The organism is Kluyvera sp. Awk 3 (assembly GCF_028069715.1).
Classification (GTDB): domain Bacteria; phylum Pseudomonadota; class Gammaproteobacteria; order Enterobacterales; family Enterobacteriaceae; genus Kluyvera; species Kluyvera georgiana_A.
Map to the genome: position 1 here is coordinate 1 of NZ_JANEWH010000215.1, position 4,736 is coordinate 4,736.

The 4,736-nt window shown below is 51.1% G+C and carries 3 protein-coding genes; 1 reads left to right on the top strand and 2 read right to left on the bottom strand.

Annotated elements, in window-relative coordinates:
* Positions 1-1,399 (top strand): phosphoethanolamine transferase (locus tag NNN71_RS23635; protein ID WP_333909587.1); only part of this gene is annotated, 1,399 nt, incomplete at its 5' end.
* Positions 1,400-1,422: 23 nt separating this feature from the next.
* On the opposite strand, the gene NNN71_RS23640 is transcribed toward NNN71_RS23635, so the two are convergent.
* Both NNN71_RS23640 and NNN71_RS23645 read right to left on the bottom strand, forming a co-directional pair.
* Positions 1,423-2,400 (bottom strand): Csu type fimbrial protein, encoded by a 978-nt coding sequence (locus NNN71_RS23640; protein WP_271459489.1) that lies wholly within the window; start codon positions 2,398-2,400, stop codon positions 1,423-1,425.
* Between the two features lie 28 nt (positions 2,401-2,428).
* A complete protein-coding gene (locus NNN71_RS23645) occupies positions 2,429-4,720 on the bottom strand; it encodes a fimbria/pilus outer membrane usher protein (RefSeq protein ID WP_271459491.1) in 2,292 nt (763 codons plus the stop codon).
* Between the last annotated feature and the right edge of the window lie 16 nt (positions 4,721-4,736).

Below are 4,736 nucleotides of genomic sequence, written 5' to 3' on the forward strand. Positions count from 1 at the left end.
GCCCCATGCTATGGGGCGTCCCGGTATAGGCAACATGCTATTGACGTTTTTTATTTTGCTTTGTGCAAAAGCAAATAAATTTACGCATAAGATCATCGGTTTTATTTTTCTAGCACTATCAATATATATTCCTGTCGGGCTTCAGTATGGGCGACTGAAATACTCATTCTTAATTTCTGCATTACAGACAAATATCAGCGAGTCACAGGAATTTTTTGGTGAACTGGATTATAAATCACTTTATGTAATGGCTATCTGTATGATTGCCATTGTGTTCTATTTGTGTTCAAAACCACTAGTGTCGTTGTCGAGAAGAAAACAGTGGTTTGCCTTTATTGTGTTGATAGCGTTATCGTTTAACTCTTACCCCAAGAAGATGGCTTTTGCTATCGTTCAATATTCCCAACAAGCACATGCTGAGCTAGGACATCTACAGAAAAGCCTGACCGGTAAAGATACCTTCACGGGGGTAACTTTTACGCCGAAATATAAAAATGTTGTTGTTATTGTTGGTGAAAGCGTAGCCGCTGATTATCTTTCGTTGTACGGTTACTCCCATGACACAACGCCCTGGCTCAGAACAGTTGCGGGTTATTTTGCTACAAACTATGTGTCCGCAGCACCGAATACCTATATGTCTTTACCGCGTACTCTGTCCATCAGTGATGGCTTACATCAGCAGACCAATAATAATGTTGTGACATTATCAAATAAAGCCGGTATGGAGACTTACTGGCTGTCGAACCAGGGATATGTTGGTGAGTTTGATACTCCGTCAACGGTCATTGCTTATAATGCCACACATAAGGTTTTCTTAAAAAGCGGGGACTATAACTCAAATAACACTGATGATTTTGAATTGCTCGATAAGCTTAAATCCGTCGTCTATAAAAAGACAGATAAAGCTATTTTTATGCATATGATTGGCTCGCATCCAGATTCCTGTGATCGACTGAATGGTTATCCAATAACTTTTAATATTCAGGGAAAAGAAAAAATCAATTGCTATCTGGCGACGATCAATAAGCTTGATAGTTTCGTTCATCAGGCCATTGATGTTCTTAATTCATCCGGCGAATCGTATGCACTGGTCTATTTTTCAGATCATGGTATGACGGTGGATACTTCTGAGCGACCGGTTCGCCATGGCGGAGAGTATCAGCAGAATTATAAGGTTCCATTCTTTATCATGACCAGCGATAAGAAAGATAGAACGGTGATTAACGAACCTATCAGCGCCTACAGTTTCCTGGCCATTTATGAGTGGTTAGCGGGGATCCATTCTCAGGAAGTGGCCCCGGTTTCTATTGATAAATCATCGACTCGAAATATTCAGGTTTTCAATGGCGATAGGTTAATGCCTTTTTCGGAACTGCCTAACAATATCATATTGAATTAATTGTATTTTAAATAGGTATGATGCTAGTAGGTTACGTCAATCGTCACCGTATCAGCATACTTGTCCGGGAGGTAGTTCGTGCTGGGAACCACGGCGTAGACCGTCTGGTTAACCGCGAGCCCGGTCCCCACGCCCTGTACCGTGTTGGTGGAATCAATATTGCCCCAGGCCTTGCCGCTGGGGCCTGCCGTCGAGTTGAGTTGATAGGGCACCAGATCTTTATTGTTTATGGGATCCGTGGTGCTTTTAAGATTGCCGCTGCCAGTGGTGCTGCCGTTTGAAGGTGTGAGGCGAATGGCATACGGCGTAGAGAGCGTGCAGGCCATTGAGAAAAAGTTATTACCCGTAATATTGGTCTGTGTGCTGGGAACCGAGCCCAGGTTGATGTTATTGGCGGCATTAACGTTGCACTGCTTGTTGACGACGGCGGTGACCAGAAATGGGAAAGTTTGCAGCGTCGTGGTGCCGCAGGTTCCCGGTGGGGCCAATAGCGCGCCGTTGATGGTGACGTAGGCTGTCGCGCCGGTATAGGTATCGGTATAGCTGCCTGGTGCGACGGTGTTTTGCCCGGCAGGGACCGTACCATAGATCGTTAGCGTACCGCTGACCGTGGTTATATTCAGTAAATTGATGTCGACAGTGGGGTAGGTGCCTCCGCCAGCCGTCTGGTTTCCCCAGACCTGGTTATTTCCATTGGGATCCTTGTAGTAAAGCTGGTAGTTCAGCGTACCGCCGCCAGTGGTGGTCATCTTACGAGTGGCGATCGTATTGCCGCCCGGCGCACCGAGGTTGAAGCACAGCGTGTATCCACCGAGCACATCCCCGACGACTTTTGAGCAACTGTAGTTAAAGGTCATGGAGGTTTGGGTATCAGTGGTGGAGAATGGGTTTACCGAACTAAACGTCACGTTCGAGACGGCGCTGATTGAGCAGTTCACCGCGTGGCTTTTGAGGGGGAAACAGAAACCCCCAATAAGTAAAATCAACACCCGTAACCACATAGCGCCAGCTCCTGTTCAATGAAAAGGTTTATTGGCACGTTAGCGGGCCAATCTGTGGGATATCCCGTGCTTTTTGGGGATAGTCGAACTGTGTAGAACAGACGCCGGCACCGGTGGTCACCGTCAGCGTATTTTGCATCTTCAGCGTGTCGAAGTAGACCATGCCGTCGAAACCGACCACGGCGTGCTGCCCGGAAGCGCCATTCAGCACGGCGGATGAGCCCTCCGGGATATCCTCCCCTTTGGCATCTTTCAGCACAATTAACGCGGAGCGCACCGGCCTGACGGTGAAATTCACCATCGTCCCGGAACGATCGGTTGGAATTGCGATGGCGTTGACCGGATCAATCTTCATATTGGCGGGTAGGTTGAGCGGGTTAATGCTGATCTCATTTTTTTGGTAGCTATTAAGCGGTGTGACGAGCAGCAAACCCTGGCTATCGCTGACGCCAATGGGGTTGTTTTGCAACTCCACGGGGATATCCGGCACGCCGTCGGTGGAAACTACGGCAAACCCGTTGTTGATGAGGCGCGAAGCAAACAAGCCTCCGCCCATCAGTACCAGCGAACCATCCGCGCCCGCATAGGTTGTCTTGCTGTCAGCGATATGGCTATAGCCGCTGTAGACCTTGCCGTAGCGCCCCAGATAACCGAGCTCTCCTTGCCCATTTTGCTGCGAATCTTGTTGGTTGAGCGCCAGGTTCCAGCCCCAACCGCCGTCCATTGGCTGCGTTTTGCTGGCATTGATCATGTAGCTCATCTGGTCGTTACTGCGCTGCACGGTGCTGCTGGCGCTAATGCTGTTATCGAACGAGACGCTGACCATTACATACAGGCTGCGGTCGCGGCTTTTATCCACGTTCTGATTTAGCCCGGCGTTGAGATAGACTCTGTCCGTCAGGGACTTATACCAGTTGGCATTGGTATAACGCTGGGTGCTTTCACCGGGATAGCGAAACTGCAGGTAGCCCATGCTAAAGCTGCCAAGTGAATCCGTGCTGTAGCCTATAATTGTGCTCTGATTCAGCGAGGGTGGGGCCTGGCCGTAGCGGGTGGCCACGTCGTGATAGTCGTTGACGGTGGCCGTGGTGGCGGTGCTGAAGCTAAAGTGACTGTTGCTCCAGCGATAGCCCAGGGCGTAGAGGAGGCCGTTTGTTCCCGAGTCAGCGCTCATCGCCAACGACGTCGATATGATGCCGCTGCTATTGCCGGGTATCCAGTCGCTGCTCAAGCCGCCGTTGAACAGGCTGTCGGTGGCTTCGGCATGCCCGCCGAGGGTAAAACTATTGCTGAAACCGCGCCGCCAGGTGCCGCTAAAGGCGGGATTGCTGGAATAGTCGAAGGAGGAATAGCCGTAGTTGTTACGCACCACACCGACTTCCGCCGACCACTGAGTAATGCCTTTACGCAGCAAAGACTGGTCGGTATAGAACGAGAAGCTTTGCACCGTTGTTTTGCCCAGCGCATCGGTCATTGTGACTTGGCCGGTACCCGCACCGTTAATGTTCGGCAGGGTATTAATTTCAAAATTCCCCGCCGGGACTTCCCCGTTGTAGTACCTCACGCCGTCCATATACAGCTCGACGCTGGAAGGCAGAGTGGCGGAACCGAAAAAGGACGGCAGCGGTGTGGTTGGCGTGTAGGGCTGAAGACTATAGTCGGTGCCAAGCTGTAGGCCGGCGATGCGCGTGGGGCGTGACCAGTTCAGCGCGCTGGTAAACGTATCCCCGACGGTGACGGAGAACACCTGTTCCGGGAAAGAGGAACGCCAACTGGTGTCCAGGCGCGTCATCCCGTTTCCCTGATCATAATCGTCATGGCTACTGCCATAGCGGGCTATTTGCGTGGAGCTCAGTACGCCCGCGCTGCTGAAGGCGCGAAGCTCGGCGTAGGCGCTGGCGTTGTTCTGCTCGTTTTTTTCCTGCGAGGCATAGAGATCGTAATTCAGCAGTAAGCCGCGTGACGAGCTGGCCTTTGGGTTCGTATCATCTCTGTCGCTGATCTCCGTGGTGCCCATATCCAGCAGCGGCAGAGGAGCGGTGAGCGTCAGTGCCTGCAGATTGGCATCGTAATTTATTTGTAGCTGGGCAATATCGTTCAGGCAAATCGGGTCCGGCGTGCCGGGGGGCACGCGTAGGCCAATCTGGCGCAGGCTGTTGGCGCTGGCATACAGTCGATTATTGTCATAGCCAAACCGGGCGATGCCGATGTGGGTTTGGTTCAGCGTGACGTCGAGATAGAGCTCGACCCCGACCAGTTGTGTTTCATCGCTAATCACTCCGTCCTGCGGAGGTTTGTCGTTTTTCATTTCTGCAGACATACCCCTTGTTATAAAT